14 protein-coding genes are annotated in these 16,320 nt (G+C 65.5%); 11 read left to right on the top strand and 3 right to left on the bottom strand.

The window, feature by feature from the left end; all coding sequences use genetic code 11:
* Positions 1-33 precede the first annotated feature (33 nt).
* On the bottom strand, positions 34-1,308 hold the full coding sequence (locus tag NKI15_RS10900) for an extracellular solute-binding protein (protein ID WP_023747069.1): 1,275 nt from the start codon (positions 1,306-1,308) through the stop codon (positions 34-36).
* Positions 1,309-1,623: 315 nt separating this feature from the next.
* On the opposite strand from NKI15_RS10900, the gene NKI15_RS10895 reads away from it, so the two are divergent.
* The 3 genes from NKI15_RS10895 to NKI15_RS10885 all read left to right on the top strand — a co-directional run bounded on the left by NKI15_RS10895 (position 1,624) and on the right by NKI15_RS10885 (position 4,667).
* Positions 1,624-2,916: an ABC transporter substrate-binding protein gene (locus NKI15_RS10895; protein WP_023747068.1), complete on the top strand. Its 1,293-nt coding sequence runs from the start codon at positions 1,624-1,626 to the stop codon at positions 2,914-2,916.
* 288 nt (positions 2,917-3,204) lie between these two features.
* Positions 3,205-3,807 (top strand): carbohydrate ABC transporter permease, encoded by a 603-nt coding sequence (locus NKI15_RS10890; RefSeq protein ID WP_352886093.1) that lies wholly within the window; start codon positions 3,205-3,207, stop codon positions 3,805-3,807.
* Positions 3,804-4,667, top strand: a complete 864-nt coding sequence (locus tag NKI15_RS10885) for a carbohydrate ABC transporter permease (protein WP_023750102.1) — start codon at positions 3,804-3,806, stop codon at positions 4,665-4,667. Before NKI15_RS10890 ends, NKI15_RS10885 begins: the two co-directional genes overlap by 4 nt.
* Positions 4,668-4,673: 6 nt before the next feature.
* On the opposite strand, the gene NKI15_RS10880 is transcribed toward NKI15_RS10885, so the two are convergent.
* On the bottom strand, positions 4,674-5,858 hold the full coding sequence (locus NKI15_RS10880) for a Gfo/Idh/MocA family protein (RefSeq protein WP_023747065.1): 1,185 nt from the start codon (positions 5,856-5,858) through the stop codon (positions 4,674-4,676).
* Between the two features lie 86 nt (positions 5,859-5,944).
* On the opposite strand from NKI15_RS10880, the gene NKI15_RS10875 reads away from it, so the two are divergent.
* From NKI15_RS10875 to NKI15_RS10840, 8 genes are all read left to right on the top strand, one after another.
* A complete protein-coding gene (locus tag NKI15_RS10875; RefSeq protein ID WP_023747064.1) occupies positions 5,945-6,832 on the top strand; it encodes a MurR/RpiR family transcriptional regulator in 888 nt (295 codons plus the stop codon).
* A gap of 79 nt (positions 6,833-6,911) precedes the next feature.
* A complete protein-coding gene (locus NKI15_RS10870) occupies positions 6,912-7,694 on the top strand; it encodes an SDR family oxidoreductase (protein ID WP_023747063.1) in 783 nt (260 codons plus the stop codon).
* Positions 7,691-9,223, top strand: a complete 1,533-nt coding sequence (locus NKI15_RS10865; protein WP_023747062.1) for a mannitol dehydrogenase family protein — start codon at positions 7,691-7,693, stop codon at positions 9,221-9,223. Before NKI15_RS10870 ends, NKI15_RS10865 begins: the two co-directional genes overlap by 4 nt.
* Before the next feature lie 22 nt (positions 9,224-9,245).
* Entirely contained in the window at positions 9,246-10,160 is a 915-nt protein-coding gene (locus NKI15_RS10860) for a sugar phosphate isomerase/epimerase family protein (protein WP_352675326.1), read from the top strand.
* A gap of 78 nt (positions 10,161-10,238) precedes the next feature.
* The gene (locus tag NKI15_RS10855; RefSeq protein WP_023704174.1) at positions 10,239-11,273 is read left to right on the top strand and encodes an ABC transporter substrate-binding protein; all 1,035 of its coding nucleotides are present in this window, start codon (positions 10,239-10,241) and stop codon (positions 11,271-11,273) included.
* Positions 11,274-11,541: 268 nt separating this feature from the next.
* The gene (locus NKI15_RS10850; RefSeq protein ID WP_352514040.1) at positions 11,542-13,092 is read left to right on the top strand and encodes a sugar ABC transporter ATP-binding protein; all 1,551 of its coding nucleotides are present in this window, start codon (positions 11,542-11,544) and stop codon (positions 13,090-13,092) included.
* A complete protein-coding gene (locus NKI15_RS10845) occupies positions 13,089-14,060 on the top strand; it encodes an ABC transporter permease (protein ID WP_023669686.1) in 972 nt (323 codons plus the stop codon). The genes NKI15_RS10850 and NKI15_RS10845 overlap by 4 nt, the downstream gene beginning before the upstream one ends.
* Before the next feature lie 262 nt (positions 14,061-14,322).
* Complete coding sequence (locus NKI15_RS10840) at positions 14,323-15,303, top strand: ABC transporter permease (protein WP_023833652.1); 981 nt, start codon at positions 14,323-14,325, stop codon at positions 15,301-15,303.
* 354 nt (positions 15,304-15,657) lie between these two features.
* Here NKI15_RS10840 and NKI15_RS10835 read toward each other — a convergent pair whose 3' ends face one another.
* The gene (locus tag NKI15_RS10835) at positions 15,658-16,098 is read right to left on the bottom strand and encodes a lipid-binding SYLF domain-containing protein (RefSeq protein WP_023686526.1); all 441 of its coding nucleotides are present in this window, start codon (positions 16,096-16,098) and stop codon (positions 15,658-15,660) included.
* Positions 16,099-16,320: the final 222 nt, after the last annotated feature.

The raw sequence follows: 16,320 nt of genomic DNA, 5'->3' as shown, positions 1-16,320 counted from the left end.
TGAGAGGCCGGCCGCTTTTGCGACCGGCCGCGCCTACTGCTTCGGCTTGAACCAGGTGGCGACCGCGGCCTGCATGTCGGCCGCCAGCTTCTCCGGCGCGATGTTGCCTTCGACCATGTCGATGATCTCCGACTGCAGCACCGAAGACGCCGTCGGCGACTGCCAGCGGAAGCCGACCAGCGTCAGATAGGGCGTCGAATTCTTCGCCATCTCCATCATCGCGGCCAGCACTGGATCCTTCACCGTCACATCCGTGCGGGCCGGCGGCCAGCCGAGCTCGTCGGCGAACATCTGCGCGAACTCTGCCGAAGCCATGAAGCCCAGCACCTTGGTCGCGGCTTCCTTGTTCTGGCTCTCGGAGACCAGGCCATAGGAGCCGTCGGAGAAGGCCGAGGTGTAGAGTTTTGCCCCGGCATCGTCGGCGGGGAACGGGAAGATCGAGAATTTCAGCTTCGGGTTCTGCGCCTTGAAGCTGCCGTTCTCGAACGAACCGCCGAGGAACATCGCCGCCTTGCCGCCGATGAACTGCTGCGTGGCGGTGGTGTAGTCGATGCCGGCGAAGCCGTCGGGGAAATACGGCTTCAGCTCGGCGAAGCGCTTCAGCGCCGCCACATAGCGCGGATCCTCGAACGTCGCCTTGCCGCTCATCATCTCGTCGTAGAATTCAGGACCATAGACGGTCGGGCCGACCACGCCGACGGCGATCTCCAACTCCCAGGCCGAGCCGTTGGCGCCGCCGGTGGCGATCGGCGTGATGCCGGCCGCCTTCAGCTTCTCGCAGACAGCGGTGAAATCCTTGTAGGTCTTGGGGATCTCGATGCCCTGGGCGGCGAAAATATCCTGGTTGTAGAAGACGCCCATCATCGGCACCGAGTAGGGCACACCGTAGACTTTTCCGTCAGCGCGGCCGCGCGCGCCGCCAAGCGCCGCGTCCTCCATGTTCTTCAGCTCCGGCACGCTGTCGTCCAGCGCGTCGAGATAGCCGGCCTCGACGAAGGGCTGCAATTCGCCATAGGCCTTGAGCTGGGCGATGTCGGGCCCGCGGCCGCCGCGCAGCGCCGTGCTCAGCCGGTTCTGGTAATCGGCATCGGGCGTGAACTGGATGGCGACCTTGATGCCGGGCTTCTTCACCTCGAAGGCATCGAAGATGCGGCGCATCGCGGCCTCGTCCTCGGTGCGCCAGCTCCACAGCGTCACCGTGCTGTCGGCGGCTCGCGCCGGCAATGAGGGAAAGACGCCGGCGCAGGCGGCGGCAAGGCCGCCGATCAGCCTAAGCGCTGCGCGCCGGTGAAGTGAAAGCATGCTCATTGCCAGTCTCCCATTGTTCTCTGTCTTGGCGTCCCGCGGCGTTCCGGTGCCGTGAGAAGTCATTGGTTCGGCAAAAGTCATTATAATGACATAGCGGTATTCGCAAGAGGTCTGCTGCGCCTCAGGAATGGCGGCGTTGGCCCCCTCACGACATTGCAGTACCCGCATCCGTTTGTTACATAACGATAAATATCCACATTCCAGCGCCGCAAAGAAATCTGTGACCGTACCATGTGAGACTTTTTCGCCAGCAAGCCCTTGCGTCGCCGCGCTGACTTGTCATAACCTCATGTGAACCGATAGGGAGGATGAGGAATGTCGTTTGCCTGGACGTCGAAACTGGCACTGGCCGCAGGCCTCGCCATCCTGCCCGCCACGGCCTGGGCGCAATCGGTCAACATCTCCTATCTCACCCACTGGTCGCCGGAGACGGTGGCGCTGCTGGAAGCGGCGGCCAAGGATTATGCCAAGACCAATCCGGATGTCAGCGTCACCGTGCGCGCCGTCCCCTTCGGCGACCTCCTGACCACGCTGCGCTCGCAAGGCGGCGGCGCGGACGGCCCAACCATCGGCGGCATCTACGATCTCTGGTTGCCGGAACTGGCGCGCGACAAGCTGGTCGCGCCCGCTCCCGATGCGGTGGCCAGCGAGGTCAAGGCCGCCTGGCCGGCGGGCATCACCAGCGCCGCCTCGGTCGGCGGCACGCTTTATGGCATCCCCAACGAAATCGACGTCTATGCGCTGAACTACAACAAGGCGCTGTTCAAGCAGGCCGGCATCGCGGCGCCACCCAAGACCTGGGACGAGTTCAAGGACGCGGCGAAAAAGCTGACCAACAAGGATGCGGGACAGCAAGGCTTCGGCATGATCAATTCATGGGCCGCCGGTGTCGTCCACCCCTTCGCCTCGCTGCTGGTCTCCAATGGCGGCGACCTGGTCAAGGACGGCAAGCCGGTGCTCGACAGCCCGCAGGCCGCCGAGACATTCCAGCTCTATGAAGACCTGATCAAGTCGGGCGCCAGCGTGCCGGCGATGGCGACAGCCGACGCCAACACCACCGGCCCCTTCCTCGACAATTTCGTCTCCGGCAAGACCGGCATGATCATCATGGCCAATTGGTGGGAGAGCGCGCTGAAGGCCGGCATGGGCGACAAGTTCGCCGACATTGCAACGGCGCCGCTTCCCGTCGGCCCGAGCGGCGACAAGCCGCATTCGATCTCTTACTCCTGGATGACCGTGGTCAACGCCAATGCAGGTGCGGCCGAGCAGAAGGCGGCATGGGACTTCCTCGCCTGGCTGAACAATCCAAAGTCCGGCAAGAACGGCGCTTCCGCGATGTCGGATATCCTCATGTCGATGGGCATCCTGCCCTCACGCCTCTCCGACATCGAGGCGCACAAGGACAAGCTCGGCTCGGAATTCCTCTCCGGCTATGTCAGCGTGCTCACCGACGCCAAGCCGTTCCCGGTGGTGCCGGGCGGCCAGGAATTCTCGGAATCGCTGCAGCAGACGCTCGAGGCGTTGCAGTATGGCCAGGTCTCGGCCAAGGATGCGCAGGCGACGGCGCAGGCCGACGCCATTTCGATCCTGGAGCGCGCCGCCAAATAATGATTCAGAGGTACCGTGCCTCGGCGGGCATCATGCTGGCGCCCGCCGTGACGCTGATCGGCATCTTCGTCCTGTTGCCGATGCTGCTCACCGTCTGGCCTGTCGTTCCAGGACTGGTCGACGCAGACGCCGTTTTCCAGCGCCAGCTTCATCGGCCTCGACAATTTCCGCGACATTTTTGGCGTCTCCTCGGTTGGCCGCGATTTCAAGGTCGCGTTCGCCAACACAGCCGTCTACACCGCGCTCTCCGTCGTCCTCATCCTGCCTCTGTCGGTGGCCTTCGGCCTGATGGTCTACCAGCAGGATGTGCCCGGCGGCACGGCGCTGCGCACGGTGCTGTTTGCCACCTACATGGTGCCGATGATCGCTGTCGCGCTGGTGTGGTCGAAACTCTATTCGCCGAGCGAAGGCCCGCTCAACCAGATGCTCGGTCTGATCGGCATCGGCCCGCAGCCTTTCCTGTCGTCGCCGCGCTCGGCGCTGATCTCGATCATCTTTCTCAATGTCTGGCAACAGGTCGGTTACTTCACCGTCTTGGCGATCGCCGGGCTGACGCAGATCCAAGGCAGCCTCTACGAGGCGGCGAAGCTCGATGGCGCCAACCGCTTCGAGCAGTTCCGCTTCATCACGCTGCCGCTGATGCGGCGCACGCTGTTGTTCAGCGCCGTCATCGCCATCATCAACGCCGTGCAGGTGTTCGAGCCGGTTGCCCTGATCACGCAGGGCGGGCCGGTCGGCTCGACCAATGTGCTCACCTACCACATCCGCCGCGTCGGCATCGAGCGTGCGCAGGGTGGACTGGGTTCGGCCATGGCGGTCATGCTGATGCTTTCGCTGATTGTCGTCGTCTGCGCGCTGTTTGCCTTCGCCAACCGGAAGAACGACGAATGAGCGCGGGATCGTCGAGCCGGCTGTCGCGCCGGCGCCCGTCCGGCCACAAGGCGCTGCTGGCGACGCTGATGCTGCTGGTCGCCGTCGCCTCGGCCTTCCCGCTGGTCTGGATGGTGCTGTCGAGCCTCAAGACGCCGGCCGAGAGCATGCAGGTGCCGCCGGTGTGGATCCCCCTTACGCCGAGCCTCGACGCCTATGAGAAGGTGTCGGGCGTGGTCAATGTCGGCCGCTCGATGTGGAATTCTCTGGTCATCGCCTCGATCACCACCGCCGGCATCCTGCTGACCAGCATGATGGCCGGCTACGCATTCGCCAAATACCACTTCCCCGCCAAGTCGCTGCTGTTTTCTGTGCTGATCGCCACCATGTTCCTGCCGCCGATCGTGACGTTGATCCCGCTCTATCGCCTGGTCGGCTCGATCGGCCTCAACGCCAGCCTCGCCGGCATCATCGTGCCCAATCTCGCCAATGCTTTCGGCATCTTCCTGATGCGCCAGTTCATCTCCGGCGTGCCCGACGAGCTCATCGACGCCGCGCGCATGGACGGCGCCTCGGAGTTCTTGATCCTCTACAAGATCGTCGCGCCGAGCGTCGCCCCCGCAATCGCGGCTCTGGCCCTCTTCGCCTTCGTCTATCACTGGAACAGCTATCTGTGGCCGCTGACCGTGCTGCAGGGCAATGCCGACGCCTATCCGATCGTCATCAGCCTGAGCCGGTTGCTGAGCTACAACAGGGGCGCGGTCAACACCGGCCTGGTGATGGCCGGCGCCACGCTGGCCGTGCTGCCGCCGCTCATCCTGTTCGCCTTCCTGCAGCGCTTCTTCGTCGATTCCATCGTCGGCTCGGCGATCAAGGGATAGCTCGCCTCACCCGAACCTTGCCGCCGTCCAAGCCCCGCCCGCAGCATTCGACTCCACCGCCGCAGCAACAAACTTCACCCCCCGCGCGCCATCGACGACATCGGGCACCTGTGCCGCGCGCGCCGGATCAACCGTCCCGCCCGAACGGTGCGCGCGAATGATATCGGCGGCGTCGCGGTAGAAATTGGCGAAGGCCTCGATATAGCCCTCCGGATGCGCCGCCGGCATGCGCGAAACGCGCTGGCTCTCAGTGGTCGAGCCATGGCCGCCGCGCACCAGCGTGCGGGTCTCCTCGCCGTAGATGGAGAAGCGCAGTTCTTCCGGCCGGCCGCCCGACCATTCGAGCCCGGCTTTGTCGCCATAGATGCGCACCGAGAGATCATTGTAGTGGCCGGGCGAGGTCTGGCTGGCGAGGATCGTGCCGCGCGCCCCGCCGGTCCAGCGCACCAGCACATGCGCATTGTCGTCGAGCCGGCGTCCCGGCACGGCAGTGAACAGATCCGCCGACACCGCCTCGGCCTCACAGCCGGAGATATAGCTTGCCAGGTTGAAGGCATGCACGCCGATATCGGCCAGCACCGCCGACTGCCCGGCGCGCGCCGGATCGGTGCGCCACTCCGCCTGCTTCTGGCCCTCGGCGTCGATCGGCGTGGTCAGCCAGTCCTGGATGTAGGCGCCATGCACGGACACGATGCGGCCAAGCGCGCCCGCCGCCACCATCTCGCGCGCCTGGCGGACCATGGCGTAGCCGGTGTTGTTGAGCGTGACGACGAAGCGGCGCTTTTTCACCTGCGCCAGCGCCACCAATGCTTCTGCGTCGGCCAGCGTCGTCGACAGCGGCTTGTCGCAGATCACGTCGATGCCGGCCTCGAGAAAGGCCGTGGCGATCGGCGCGTGCAGATGGTTGGGCGTGACGATGACCACCGCCTCGATGCCGTCCGGCCGCGCCGCTTCGGCTCGTGCCATGGCGCGATAATCGGCATAGCTGCGCTCGGGCGCGATGCCGATCTCGGCGGCCGAGGCGGCGGCGTTTTCCGGGTCCGACGACAGCGCGCCGGCGACCAGTACGATCTGGTCGTCCAGGCGCATGGCCAGCCGATGCACGGCGCCGATAAAGGCATTGCGACCGCCGCCGACCATGCCGACCCTGAGCCGCTTGCCCGCCGATCCGTCCGATGTTGCGTAGACCATTTTCAAGCTCCTCCCGGCAGACCGCTTTCGAACATGATTTCCAATTTTCATATTGTAAAACGATCGTATCGCGCTAGCCTGAAATCATGAGTGGGGCAAGCAAGGCATCCGCACGGTCCAGCACCGACGAGGCGGCGACGCGCAAGCGCGGGCGCTCTCTGGCCGCCCTCGGCTACATCCAGCCGCAGACCTATGAGGAGCTGCGCGCCGTGCTGTCGTCGGGCACGGTGCACTTCCCCAAGCGGCTGCGCCAGGTGGCGATCTTCCTGTGGCAGCACCCGAGCGACGTCGCGCTCGGCACCATCGCGCAGGTTGCGGCACAGGCCGGCGTGCAGCCCTCGACGCTGGTGCGCTTTGCCCAGATCTTCGGCTATTCCGGCTTTTCCGATTTCCAGGGCCTGTTCAAGGAGCACATCAAGGGCTCATGGCCGGAAGGGCGCGGCGAACCGCGCACCGAGACCGAGCCAAATCTGCATTTCCTGCACGGCATGGTCGGCGCATCGCAGGCCTCGCTGGGCCGCATCGAGACCGGCTTCGACGTCGAGAGTTTCGACAAGATGGTGGCGCTGCTGGCGGCGGCCGAGCTGATCTATGTCATCGGCTCCAAGCGCGCCTTTCCCGTCACCGCCTATCTCTCGCTGACGCTCTCGCAGCAAGGCGTGCGCAACGTGCTGGTCGACAATGTCGGGTCCTCCGCACTCGACCAGATCGGCTGCATCGGCGGCAGGGATGCCGTGCTCGCTGTCTCCTTCAGCCCCTACAATTCGATCACGCCCGATCTCGTCGCGGTGGCGCATGAGCGCAAGGCGCGTATCGTCACCGTCACCGACAGCACCTTCAGCCCGCTGATCCCGCTCTCGGACAGCTGGCTGGAAGTGGTGGAATCCGACTTTGCCGGCTTCCGCTCACTGGCGGCCTCGCTCGCCGTTGGGATGGCGCTGGTCCATGGCGTGGCGGCGCGGCGCGGCGAATGAGGCGTCACTGGTCCAATTGACTATCGGGAATTGCCGTTCCATATTTCTCAAAATAGAAACTTTATTCCCGGGAGGAGGAATGGAGATCCGGCTTGACGGCAAGGTGGCTCTGGTCACCGGGTCGACGCAAGGCATTGGCCGCGCCATTGCCGAGTCGCTGGCGCGTTCCGGTGCCGCCGGGCTGCTGGTCACCGGCCGAGAGAAGACGCGTGGCGAGGCTGTGGCGGCCGAGCTTTCGCAAATGGGCACGCCGACCATCTTCGTCGCCGCCGACCTTGCCGATCCTGACGCCCCCACCCTTCTGGCGCAAGCCTGCATCGAGCGCTTCGGCCGCATCGATGCGCTGGTCAACGCCGCCGGCCTGACCGATCGCGCCTCCTTCCTCGACGCCAGCCTCGACGACTGGGCGGCGCTGTTTGCCGTCAACACGCGCGCGCCGTTCTTCCTGATGCAGGCCGCGATCACCGACATGAAGAAGCGCGGCCAAGGCGGCGCCATTCTCAACATCCTGTCGATCAACGCCCATTGCGGCTCGCCGGAGCTTGCCGTCTATTCCGCCAGCAAGGGCGCGCTGGCGACGCTGACCAAGAACGCCGCCAACGCCCACCGTTTCGACCGCATCCGCGTCAACGGCATCAATGTCGGCTGGACCGACACGCCGGCCGAACGCATCATGCAGGCGGAGACTTTGGGCAACGGCCCCGGCTGGCTCGAGAAGGCCAATGCCGCGCAGCCTTTCGGCCGGTTGCTGACGCCGGACGACATCGCCAGCCTCGCCGTCTTCCTGCTGTCCGACGCCGCCGGCCCGATGACCGGCGCGGTTGTCGACCAAGAACAGGCGGTGATCGGGGCGAACCGGTGAGCGCCATAGAGCCGCTCGGCCCGGCGCTGCTCGATCGCTTGCCGGCTTCGGTGCAGACACCGTCCTATGACCGTACGCTCCTGGCGCCCGGCATGGCGCATCTCGGCGTCGGCGCCTTCCATCGCTGCCATCAGGCCGAATACACCGACGATCTCATCTCGCTGCGCTTCGACCGCTGGGGCATCGTCGGCATCAACATCCGTCCGCCCAGCCTTGCCGACACGCTGGGACGGCAGGGCGGGCTCTACACAAGGCTGATCCGCGAGAACAGCCACATCGAGGCGCGCGTCATCGGCAGCATCGTCCGGGTGGTCGACAGCCAGGAGAGTGCCGCACCGGCGCTCGGTGTGCTGATCTCACCGGATATCGAGTTGGTGACGATGACGGTGACCGAAAAAGGCTATTGCCACGTCCCGTCCAGCGGCGAACTCGACCTCGGCCACCCTGATATCGTCCATGACCTCGCCAACCCCGAGACGCCGCGCAGCGTGCCCGGCCTGTTGGTGCGGGCGCTGGAGCAGCGCCGGGCCACGCACGGGCGGCCGCTGACGCTGCTGTCCTGCGACAACATTCCGGCCAATGGCGTCATCCTCGGCAACGTCGTGCGCAGCTTTGCCGAACCGCGCGGCAATGGGCTGGCCGATTGGATCGCGGCCAACGTCGCATTCCCCTCGGCCATGGTCGACCGCATTGCGCCGGCGGTGACGCAGGATGACCTCGATAGTGTCGAACAATGGTTCGGCTACCACGATGCCGCCGTCGCTGTCGGTGAGCCGTTCCGGCAGTGGGTGATCGAGGAAAAATTCGCCGGCCGCATGCCGCGCTGGGATCTGGTCGGCGCCACCTTCGTCGACGACGTCACGCCGTTCGAGCATCTCAAGATGCGGGTGCTGAACGGCGCCCAGACGACACTGGCGACGCTCGGCGTGCTGGCCGGGCTCGAGCACACATCGGACGCCATAGCCAACCCGCTGCTGTCGGACTTCATCAGGCGCATGCTGGTCGAGGAGACTGTGCCGACGCTGATGCCGGTATCCGGCGTCCTGCCGCTCGCCTATGTCGAGCAGAGTCTTGCCCGGCTGAAGAACACCGCGATCCGCCACCGCAACCACCAGGTCGCGACCGACGGTTCGCAGAAGATCGTCCAGCGCCTGCTCAACCCGATCCGCGACCGGCTGAGCCAGGGCCAAAGCATCGGGCTGCTGTCGGTGCCGGTCGCCGGCTGGATGGCCTATCTGATCCAGGCCTCGGGACGTTTCGGCAGACGCTGGCCGGTGTCGGACCCCTATGCCGGCAAGGTCGCCGCGATCGCCGACGCCACCGGCCATGATGCACAGGCGCTGGTGTCCGCCATCCTTGCCATCGACGGGATATTCGACCCCGGCCTTGCCGCCGACGATACGTTCCGCGCGGCCGTCACATCGGCGCTGGGCGACCTGCTGTCGGACGATCCGATGGCGGCTGTCCGGCACAGTCTTGAACAAGATGAGGTCGCGAGGTTGAAGCGATCCAAACAATCGGCATTATAGTCGTCGGGTCTAGGGAGGCAGAATGAAACTTGGAGTTCTTACGGCACCGTTTGCGGAGACGCCGCTTGGCGAGGTCGCCGGCTGGGCGCACTCGGCCGGCTTCGAGGCGCTGGAAATCGCCTGCTGGCCGAAGACCTCCGGCGCGACGCGGCGCTATGCCGGCACCAGCCATATCGATGCCGCTTCCACCTCGGCGGCGCAGGCCAAGGAGATCGTCGCTTCGCTGACGGAGAAGAAGCTGACGGTCTCCGGCCTCGGCTACTATCCCAACCCGTTGCATCCGGACCCCGCCCATCGCGAGGCCGTCATCGGCCATCTGAAGAAGGTCATCGTGCTGGCCGCCAATATGGGCGTGCCGGTGGTCAACACCTTCTGCGGTGGCGATGCCTCGAAGACCGTCGACGTCAACTGGCAGGACGCGCTGAAAGTCTGGCCCGAGACCGTCGCCTATGCGCGCGATCACGGGGTAAAACTCACCTTCGAGAACTGCCCGATGATCTTCAGTTATGACGAGTGGCCGGGCGGGCACAACATCGCCTATTCGCCCTACATCTGGCGGCGCATCCTCGAGGCCTGGGGCGGCGAGGTCGGCATGAATTTCGACCCCTCGCACCTGGTCTGGCAAATGATCGACCGGGGCCGTTTCATCCGGGAGTTCGGCCCCTACATGCTGCATGTCCACGCCAAGGATTTGATGATCGATCATGATGGTTTGTATGAGCGCGGGATTCTTTCCGCCGGGATAGGCTGGCAGGTGCCGCGCATGCCGGGATTGGGCGATGTCGACTGGAGCGGCTTCTTCTCCGGCCTCTACCGCGCCGGCTATGACGGCTCGGTCATCATCGAACATGAGGACAGGCGGTTTGAAGGCAACGACGATGCGGTGAAGCGGGGCTTCCTGCTCGCCCGCGACGTGCTGCGCCCCTTCGTCAAATGACGAGGTGAATGACTTGGTCCGATCCTGCCGAAGGGTCTGGCCCTGAGACGAAAAACAACAATGTGGAGGAGTACTGACATGAAGAAAATACTGACCATGGTCCCGTTGCTTGCGGGCGCTGCCTTGCTGGCATCGATGGGCGTGTCGTCGGCCGAAGCCAAATATACGATCGGCATTTCCAACACCGTGCAGGGCAATGGCTGGCGCGAGGAAATGGTCTGCGCCATGAAGGCGCAGGCGCTGGCTTCGGGCGAAGTGACGAAGCTCAACATCGCCCACCGCAACACCGATGCCGCCGGCCAACTCGAAGACATCCGCAATCTGATCAGCGCCAAGGTCGACGCCATCGTCGTCAACCCCGCTGATCCCGCCGGCATCAAGGCGGGCTTGGAAGAAGCCACCAAGGCCGGCATCGTCGTCGTTGCCGTCGACCAGGCGGTGACCGAACCGTCGGCCTACATCATCTCCAACAACCAGGAACAGTATGCCTATCTCGGCGCCAAATGGCTGTTCCAGCAGATGGGCGGCAAGGGCGAAGTGTTCTACATGCGCGGCGCCGCCGGCGCCTCGGCCGATAGCGATCGCGACAAAGGCTTCAAGAAGGCGCTGGCCGAAAACCCCGGCGTGAAGGTGGCGCAGGAAGTCTTCACCGGCTGGCAGCAGGATCAGGCCAAGCAGCAGATGCTGTCGTTCCTGGCCACCGGCACGCCCTTCAACGGCGTGTGGACGTCGGGCATCGACAACGTCATCGTCGACGCGCTGGTCGAATCGCAGGCGCCGCTGGTGCCGGTGGTCGGCGCCGACAATGCCGGCTTCGTCGGCCAGCTGAGCTCGGTGAAAGGTCTCGTCGGTGCAGCCGTCACCAACCCCGGCTCGATCGGCGGCGCGGGCGTGACGCTGGCGCTGCAGATCCTCGACGGCAAGAAGCCGGCGCAGCAGACCGTGCTGGTCGACCCGCAGCTGTGGGACAACGCCACCGACGAAGGCAAGGCCAAGCTGAAGGCAGCCGCCGACCCGTCGCTCAGCCCGGAATGGCCGGTCTCGATCTCGATCCCTGAGTGGACGACCTACACGAAAGAGCAGATCGTGGCCTGCAAGGGGCCGGGGGAGTAAGCCTGGTTTGAATGAACTGGCGAGGACGGCGAACGGCCGTCCTCGCCACACAGACTAGCGCTCTGCGGCGCCCCCCTCTGTCCTGCCGGACATCTCCCCCACAGGTGGGGAGATTGGCTGTCATCTCGGCTTTCGCTAATTTTCTACGTCGCAAGACGAGGGGCGGCGCCGGAACTGCCAATCTCCCCCCTTTTGGGGGAGATGTCCGGCAGGACAGAGGGGGGCGCCGTAGAGCGCCAGCAAGAGAATTTCTGATGCGGACATCGATTTGACCACCAGCCCCCTCCTCGACGCCACCGGCGTCGCCAAGAACTACGGCGCGGTTGCAGCACTTCGCAACGCGTCGCTCTCCGTGCTGCCGGGCGAGGTCCACGCGCTGATGGGCGCCAACGGCGCCGGCAAGTCGACGCTGGTGAAAATCCTGACCGGCGCCATTCCGGCGAACTCCGGCCGCATCCTGATCCGTGGCGAGGCGCGCGACATTCGCTCGCCGGCCGCCGCGCGCCGCGCCGGGCTGCTGCCCGTCTACCAGGAGCCGTCGCTGATCCCCGATCTCGACGTGCTGTCCAATCTCAGGCTCACCGGCACGCCGGTCGAGCCGTTCCGCGCCTGGGTGCGCGAGCTCGGCATTGCCGACCTCGATCTGCGCGACACCGCGCGCGACATCCCGCTCGCCGTGCTGCGCGTGCTCGACCTGGCGCGGGCGCTCGCCGTCGAGCCCGACGTGCTGCTGCTTGACGAGATGACGGCGGCCCTGCCCGCCAACCTTGCTGAAAAGGTGCTGGAAGTGGTGCGCCGCCAAGGCGATTCGGGCCGCGCCGTGATCTTCATCTCGCACCGCTTCGTCGAAATCTCGGCGCTGTGCGACCGCGCCACCGTGCTGCGGGACGGCGAGACCGTCGGCGTCGTCGACATCGTGCCGGGCGTGGAAGAAAAGATCGTCGAGCTGATGCTCGGCACCCGCATCGTCAAAACCCATGTCGCGGCCCGCAGCGCTGCCGAGAAGGCCGCGCCCGCGACCACCCGGCCGCGCATTTCGGTGCGAAACCTGCGCGTCGGCGCCAAGCTCAGCGATGTCTCCTTCGATCTCGCCGACGGCGAAGTCGCCGGCGTCGTCGCGCTCGAAGGCCAGGGCCAGGACGAGTTGTTCGCCGCCCTTGCCGGCTCGATCCGGCCCTCCGGCGGCACCATCGAAGTCGATGGCCAGCCGGTGAAATTCTCGCATCCGATCGACGCCATCCGCGCCGGCATTGCCTATGTGCCGGGCGACCGCTCGGAAGCGCTCGCCATGCAGCGCTCGGTGCGCGAAAACATCGCGCTGCCTTTCAGCGCTGCCTTGCGCAACTGGGGTCCGATCAACATGCGCCGCGAACGCGCGACCGTGCTCAGCGCCATCGAGCGGCTGCAGATCGACACCCGCGCGCAGGGCGAGGTGCAGCGCCTGTCCGGCGGCAACCAGCAGAAGGTGACCATCGCCCGCTGGATCGCGGCGGATGCCCGCACCATCCTGTGCTTCGACCCGACGCGCGGCATCGATGTCGGCACCAAGCAGGAGATCTACAAGCTGCTGCGCGAACTCGCCGGCAACGGCAAGTCGGTGCTGTTCTACACCTCGGAGCTGGAGGAGGTGCAGCGCGTCTGCGACCGCGTCATCGTCATCTTCGGCGGCCGCCTGGTCGACATTTTTCCGGTCGAGGAGGCCGACGAGCCGGCGCTGATGCGCGCCGCCTACGGCCTGCCGCGCGGCGCCAAGGCCGATATCGGCATATTGGCTGATCCGACCGCGAACACTTCGGCTTCGCCGGAGGCCGCGCCATGAGCCATTTCCTGCGCCGCCAGGGCTGGGTTGTCGGCCTGTTCGCCCTGCTCATCGTCCTGTTCATCGCCACCAGGATCATCCAGCCGGCCTATGGCAGCAATGATTTCGGCTCGCTCGCCCGAGCCGTTCTGCCCTATGCCTTCGCAGTCGCCGCGCAGACCGTCGTCGTCATCGCCGGCGGCATTGACCTGTCGGTCGCCGCCATGATGGCGCTGACCAGCGTCACCGCGGCGTCGATGATGAATGGCGCGAGCGAGGAATACGCGCTGTTCGTGGTGCCCTTCGTGCTGGCCATGGGTTTCGTGCTCGGCGCACTCAACGGCCTGCTCATCGTCGTCACCCGCGTGCCCGACATTGTCGTGACGCTGGCCATGCTGTTCGTGCTGCAGGGTGCAGCCCTGCTGGTACTCGACGCGCCGGGCGGCGGCATCGCCGAATGGCTGAAGGCGCTGATCTCTGGCACCGTACCGATCCCCGGCCTGCCCGACGCCATAGACGCCTGGCTGCCCAAGGCGCTGCTGGTGCTGATCGTGTGCCTCTGCGTCATCTGGATACCGCTGCGGCGCTCGCGCCTCGGCCTCTCCATCTACGCCATCGGCTCGAGCGAACTGGCGGCGTTTCGCTCCGGCGTGCCGGTCAAGCGCACCCGTATCATCGCCTATGCGCTGTCGGGCCTGTTCGCCGCCTTCGGTGGCCTGGCGCTGACCATGAGCACCGGCATCGGCGCCCCCATCCCCGGCCCTTATCTCTTGGCCAGCGTCGCCGCCGTGGTGCTGGGCGGCGTCGCCCTCGGCGGCGGCAAGGGCGGCCTGCTAGGCCCCATTGTCGCCGTCTTCGTGTTGCGCCTGGTGCGCACGGATTTGACGCTGCTCGCTATCGACCCGAATGTCACGGCTATTATCGAGGGGCTGATCATGGTGGCGGTGGTGATGTTCGGCGCGTTTATCACCATGCGGGGGCGGCAATGATGGGAGGGCTGTCGCAGAGAGACGTCGGCGTTCCTTCGCGCCCCCCTCTGTCCTGCCGGACATCTCCCCCACAAGGGGGGAGATTGGATGTCGCGACGACCTTCGCCAATCTCCAACCTTGCAAGAATGAGCGAGGCGATGAAGCTGCCAATCTCCCCACAAGTGGGGGAGATGGCCGGCAGGCCAGAGGGGGGCGCCGTAGAGCACTGTCCTCGCCAACTTGCCGCACCTTGCAAACCTCATCGCGAGCAAGAGCCGCCCCATGAGCACCACCGCCATCACCCCGGTCCCCATCGGCCGCCGCATAAAGCGCTTCATGGCCGATCGCCCGCTCATCCCGCTGATCGTCCTGCTCGCCATCCTGGTTATAATCCTGCAGGTCCTGCGCCCCGGCATCGTCAACGAGCGCTGGATCGCCAACACCATCAAATTCGCCATCCCGCTGGCGATCCTCGCGGGATGCCAGACCATGACCATGCTGACCGGCGGCATCGACCTGTCGGTCGGCACGGTGGCAACGATGAGCGCCTTCATCATGGCCACGCAAGTGGTCAACCAGGACCCGGCGGTGGCGTTCCTCCTGGCGATGATGCCGGCGGTGCTGATCGGCCTCGTCAATGGCATTGGCGTCGGCGTCTTCCGCGTCCACCCGCTGATCATGACGCTGGGCACCAGCCTGATCGGCACCGGCTGCCTGCAGGTCTACCAGCGCACGGTGATCGCGTCGGGCGCAAAAATCCCCGACTTCCTGGCTTGGCTCGGCACCGGCGTGACATGGGGCTTCCCCAACGCGCTGCTTTTGTTCGTGCCGCTCGCCGCCCTCATCGTCTTCACGCTCGCCCGGACCGGCTTCGGCCGCCTGCTCTACGCCGTCGGCGACAATGAGCGCGCGACCCGCCTGTCGGGCGTGCAATACTGGCAGGTCATCACCGCGCTCTACGTCACCTCCAGCGTGCTCGCCGGCATCACCGGCCTGCTCTATATCGGCCTGATCAAGGCCCCCTCGCTGTCGCTCGCCGAACCGCTGGTGCTGCCCTCGGTCGCCGCCGCCGTCATCGGCGGCACCTCCATCTTCGGCGGCCGCGGCGGCTACACCGGCACCATCATCGGCGCCCTGATCCTGACCGTGCTGACAACACTGCTGACCATCCTGCAGATGCCGGAGGGGGCACGGCGGATCTTGTTCGGGCTGATCGTGCTGTTCGTGACGGCGGCGTATTTGCGGATTGTGGAGGAGCGGTAGGGGGCTGGCGGCAGTAGTGGCGCCGGTCCGGCGCTGCAAGCCAGGCTTACCCGTCAGAAGCGCAAGGCTATCGCCTACGGCAGCGCCAGCCCCCACTCCGTCTCGGCTTCGCCGAGCCACCTCTACCCCCACGTCCGTGGGGGAGAGGAAATGCCAAGCTTTCATAGGAAGGAAATCCAAGTTTTTCTTGAGGCAGAACCTAAGCCTTTGAAGCCGCGACTTCCAAAATTAGCGTTTCCTCTCCCCCACGAAAGTGGGGGTAGAGGTGGCTCGGCGAAGCCGAGACGGAGTGGGGGACCGACCTACTGATTGCCACCATCCTGGGCGACCTTGCCCACCCAGACGCAACGCCCCTTACTTCAACGAAATCGCCATCCCGCTCAGATCCGCATTCACCTGCAGGCCCACCTGCCGGCCGGTAAGCTCGAGCTGGGCGCCCTTGTCGTTGGTCATGACGATCACCTGCGCCCCCTTGCCGAGCGCGCCGCCACCGCCGGCCGCGCCATAAACGCCGGTCGCATCCCGCACCCTGCGGATATGGCGCACGGTGCCCCGGAAATAGGTCTTGGAAACCCCGAAGGCGAAGCCGCCCGAAACGCCGCCGATCGTGATGGGATAGGAGCGGCCGTGGAAGGTCAGCGTCCCCTCGCCGCCGGAACCGCCGACGAAGAAGGCCGCCTTGTAGACGGCAAAGCGGATCGTGCCGCTATCGGCATGCGCGGCGCTGGCAGCGCTGACGGACACAGTTGTGATGGCCGCAACCGCAAGCGAACGAAAGCTGGACGAGATGGTCATGGTGGGAGCTCCTCAAGTGCGCCGCTTGCCCAGCCGGCAGGGCTCGTCGGCGTCGTAACCAACTTGAACAGTTTAGGCTTGGATTTGGTTCCAGGGAGAGCCCTCGGTGGGTCAAGGCGCAAAGCTGGGTTGTGTGCGTCAAGTTCTGCAAAATGGGCGATCATGAAACTGGTCATGCGGCTTGGCGTAGAGCGAGCTTCTTGTGCTCGCGCAGATCATCCA

Origin of the sequence: Mesorhizobium sp. M0862 (genome assembly GCF_040319795.1) — a bacterium.
GTDB lineage: Bacteria > Pseudomonadota > Alphaproteobacteria > Rhizobiales > Rhizobiaceae > Mesorhizobium.
Note: the sequence above shows the minus strand (reverse complement) of the source record. Positions and strands in the feature narration are given on the sequence as shown.

Bases quoted from the DNA above. Each gene is read 5' to 3' on its own strand.
- NKI15_RS10900 (WP_023747069.1), bottom strand. From the start codon at position 1,308: ATGAGCATGCTTTCACTTCACCGGCGCGCAGCGCTTAGGCTGATCGGC.
- NKI15_RS10895 (WP_023747068.1), top strand. From the start codon at position 1,624: ATGTCGTTTGCCTGGACGTCGAAACTGGCACTGGCCGCAGGCCTCGCC.
- NKI15_RS10890 (WP_352886093.1), top strand. From the start codon at position 3,205: ATGGTCTACCAGCAGGATGTGCCCGGCGGCACGGCGCTGCGCACGGTG.
- NKI15_RS10885 (WP_023750102.1), top strand. From the start codon at position 3,804: ATGAGCGCGGGATCGTCGAGCCGGCTGTCGCGCCGGCGCCCGTCCGGC.
- NKI15_RS10880 (WP_023747065.1), bottom strand. From the start codon at position 5,858: ATGGTCTACGCAACATCGGACGGATCGGCGGGCAAGCGGCTCAGGGTC.
- NKI15_RS10875 (WP_023747064.1), top strand. From the start codon at position 5,945: ATGAGTGGGGCAAGCAAGGCATCCGCACGGTCCAGCACCGACGAGGCG.
- NKI15_RS10870 (WP_023747063.1), top strand. From the start codon at position 6,912: ATGGAGATCCGGCTTGACGGCAAGGTGGCTCTGGTCACCGGGTCGACG.
- NKI15_RS10860 (WP_352675326.1), top strand. From the start codon at position 9,246: ATGAAACTTGGAGTTCTTACGGCACCGTTTGCGGAGACGCCGCTTGGC.
- NKI15_RS10855 (WP_023704174.1), top strand. From the start codon at position 10,239: ATGAAGAAAATACTGACCATGGTCCCGTTGCTTGCGGGCGCTGCCTTG.
- NKI15_RS10845 (WP_023669686.1), top strand. From the start codon at position 13,089: ATGAGCCATTTCCTGCGCCGCCAGGGCTGGGTTGTCGGCCTGTTCGCC.
- NKI15_RS10840 (WP_023833652.1), top strand. From the start codon at position 14,323: ATGAGCACCACCGCCATCACCCCGGTCCCCATCGGCCGCCGCATAAAG.
- NKI15_RS10835 (WP_023686526.1), bottom strand. From the start codon at position 16,098: ATGACCATCTCGTCCAGCTTTCGTTCGCTTGCGGTTGCGGCCATCACA.